This window comes from Henriciella sp. (assembly GCF_049649345.1).
Classification (GTDB): Bacteria; Pseudomonadota; Alphaproteobacteria; order Caulobacterales; family Hyphomonadaceae; genus Henriciella.
Map to the genome: position 1 here is coordinate 1 of NZ_JBARZC010000252.1, position 3,688 is coordinate 3,688.

Consider the following 3,688-nt stretch of genomic DNA (forward strand, 5'->3'; position numbering starts at 1 on the left):
CGACTGGACCGATGGCTGGCAGGGGTCGCTGCAATACGCGATTGCCTATCCGGGTGTAGCTGGCACGGATGGCGGCATGTCGGGCGATCCGCGCGGCATCGAAGCTGACAACCGCGACGGCGATAACGACAGGACGCCAATCTCCGCGCCAGACCTGTCCAACTTCACGCTGATCAATTCGGGCGATCCGGCCACTCAGCAGGGTGTGCTTCTGCGCCGCGGGACGCGTGGCACGATCGCCAACGGCATTGTTGTCGACTGGTCGGTCGGTCTCGATGTCGACAGTGATCAGACCTTTGCCAACTTTGATGACGGGACGCTGAATATCCAGTCGCTCTTCCTCGACAATACGGATAATTTCGCAACAGACGGAGACAATCCGGCCGATGCGTCTCTCGGTGTTCCGGCCTTCGCGGCAGGCGACAATATCGTGGAGGGCACCAATTCGCTGAGCGGCTTCAGCTTTGTGCCGGGCGCGACCGGCGTGGTTCCGGGTACGACCGAAGCGAACGTTCCGGTGTTTGACGTTGCAGGCATCGATGGCCTTGAAGCGACCACCTATGTCGGGGCCGTCGAAGGCGCGAATGATACCTGGTTCCTTGGCTGGACCGTGGATCTGAACGGTGCAGAAACCACCAACTAAGACCCTTTAAAATCAGGGGCAGAGCAGCTGAAAATCGCTGCTCTGCCTCACCTTATTCAGCTCCAATGAGAGGCCAGGCCTCTCTCTCCCGAGGGGGAAGACATGATCAAACCTGCAAGTTACGTCCGTTATGCGCTGCTGGGCAGTGCCTCTATTGTTTGCCTGTCCGGTGCCATCGCCCAGGATGCCGGTGAGGAGGCGAGCGATGAGCTTCGCCAGCAAAGCGTTGTCGTCCGCGGCCAGTTCATCCCCGATGAAAAGCGCTCCACTTCGGAAGTATCGAGCCTGATCGACGCCAGTGATTTCCAGGTCGCGGGCGACGCCGATGCCGCTGCAGCCCTGTCTCGCGTGGCCGGCATCTCGACCGCGCAGGACCGCTTTGTCTATGTTCGCGGCCTCAATGAGCGTTATTCAAGCGCGACGCTGAACGGATCGCCGCTGCCAAGCCCCGAGCCGCTGCGCCGGGTTGCACCGCTCGATCTCTTCCCGACCTCGGTCCTCCGCAGCATTCTCGTCCAGAAAACCTTCTCACCCAATCTGCCCGGTGAATTTGGCGGGGGTCTCGTAGACATCCGCACAAAGACAGTTCCGGACGAATCCTTCTTCGAAGTCTCTGCGTCCGTGTCCGGCGATACCGAAACCACGCTTCAGGATGGCCTGCTGTATGATGGCGGCGACCTCGATTTTCTTGGCATCTCTGACAATAAGCGCACCATGCCGCAGATCCCTGAGAGCGGTGTTGACGCCAATTTTGCCCGCTCGCTCACCGGGGATTCTTCGCTGCTGATCATTCAGGAAGGCATCGTCCAGCCGAATATGAGCCTCAGCGCGACCGGTGGTCAGCGCTATGATCTTAACAATGATATCTCGATGGGCCTGCTAGCGGCCGCGTCCTATTCCAATTCCTGGACCACCCGGAAAGGCACACGCGGCTTTGCCGACAATGATGGCGAGGGCCTGTCGGCTCGCTTCAACAATGATCTCTATTCAACCAATAATGCGGTGAAGGTGAACGGCTTCGCCACGCTCGGTTTTGATCTTTTCGATAATCATGAGATCCGTGGCACGGCGCTCATCGCGCGATCCTCGGACAAGGAAGCGCGCACCGAACAGGGCATCGACTTCGACGACAATTTCGAGCGTCAGGACGATATCGAGTGGTTTGAGCGCCAGCTCTGGACGACGCAGGTCTCGGGCGAGCATTTCTTCCCCGATCTGTTTGACCTGAAAGTGGAGTGGCGGGCTTCTTATTCCGAAGCGCTGCGCGACGCACCCTACCAGTTCTCGATCCTATACCAGGATTCAGGGCAGGGCCTCCAGACGCTCGCCAATTCCGCTGATACCACCTTCTCCTTCAGCCGGATCGATGACGACTCGACCGATCTCGGCATCGATTTGGAACTGCCCATCATCTTCGGGGGCGACTGTTCGTGGTTCTGCGAGACGGACCTGAAGGCCGGATATGCCTATGTCGAGAATGACCGGCTTGCCACATCGCGCCTGTTCGCGATTGAGGGCGTCCCGGTGTCCAGTACACGGATCGATTATCTCTTCGCCAATCTCTATGCGACAGACCAGCTCGATGCGTCCTCGATCGGCGGCAATACATTCCCCGAGCGCTACATCGCGACGCTGGAAGTCGACGCGCTCTACGCCGGTCTCGATACGCAGATCACCCCTTACCTGCGCGGCGCCGTCGGTGTGCGATACGAGCGGGCGATCGAAGCGGTCGATACGATCGTGATCGGGTCTGACCCGGCGCAGAACTTTGTCGAAGCCTGCGTTGACCGCGAGCCGGATGGCAGCTGCGACTATGAATATGACATTCTGCCCGCCGTCACGATGACCTGGAACCCGTTCGACGACCTGCAGGTGCGTGCCGGTTACTCGGAGACGCTGACCCGCCCACAATTCCGGGAACTTGCACCGACCGAATTCCTGAACACCGAAACCGACGTCAATTTCCTCGGCAACCCGTTCCTGGTGAATGCATCGATCAAGAACTATGACGTGCGCGCTGAATACTATTTCGGCCGTGACCAGTTCGTTACGCTTGGTCTGTTCTACAAGGACATGGAGCGCCCGATCGAGGAGATTAACCAGCGCACAGGCGATACGCCCAAGACCACCTTTATCAATGTGCCGAGCGCCGAGCTGTTTGGCGCCGAGATCGAGTATGAGCAGGTCCTGCCGCTGTTCGACCGCTTTGGCTGGGAATGGTTCGGCGACCGCGACCTGACGATGAAGGCGAATTACACCTGGTCCGATTCAGAAGTCAGCGCCGGTCGTAATCCGGTCGATCTCGGGCTGAATTCAACGCAGTTCTGCCTTCAGTTCCCGGACGAATGCGTGGTTACCAACCAGCAGCCGCTCAATCCGACGCCGTTCCTCCTTCCGGGTGCAGGCCTGATCGAGGATGGCCGGCGTCTTCAGGGTCAGTCGGAACACCTGTTCAATCTGCAGCTGCTCTATGAAGACCCTGATGCGCGCACCGAAGCGAACCTTCTGTTCAACTATGCGAGCGAGCGGATCCGGTCAGGTGAAGCGCTTGCCCTCAACATCCCCGCCATCATTGAAGAGCCGCCGATCACGGTGGATTTTGTCTGGAATCAGGGGTTTGATCTGCGCGGGGGCGACTATGAGTTCTCGTTCAAGGTGCAAAACCTGCTCGGCGAAGAATACGAAGCCTATCAGGAACGCGGCGGAGACCGTGTGGACGTTGATGTTTACAATATCGGCACAACTGTGTCTCTTGGCCTCAAGCGCCGATTTTAGCGGCGTGACATGACCCGCCGGAGGTAACCGCGGCGGTCCATATCGGGGATGACAGGCGCTGCAAGGGGAGGCTGCGCTCGTCAAGAAAGATGCAATGATGACTGAGGGACTGAACACCCTTTCGGGCCGGGTATTGAGGTTGAGCGGGGCCGCGCGTGTGGTGACGGAATTTGCACTCGTGATTGTGATTGCCTTCCTGGTGGCAAAGTTGAGCTGGCTGGTGATTGCGCCGGGGCCGACCGTCGCCGCGCATCAGCCACGGCCCTTGCC

At 59.1% G+C, this 3,688-nt stretch carries 1 protein-coding gene and 1 pseudogene; both read left to right on the forward strand.

All coding sequences use genetic code 11. The annotated features are described in order from the left end of the window. Window positions 1-643 (forward strand): annotated as a pseudogene (locus WA989_RS06485) (hypothetical protein); the annotation flags it as partial. Window positions 644-745: 102 nt separating this feature from the next. Further along, window positions 746-3,418, forward strand: a complete 2,673-nt coding sequence (locus tag WA989_RS06490) for a TonB-dependent receptor domain-containing protein (protein ID WP_424339691.1) — start codon at window positions 746-748, stop codon at window positions 3,416-3,418. Window positions 3,419-3,688: the final 270 nt, after the last annotated feature.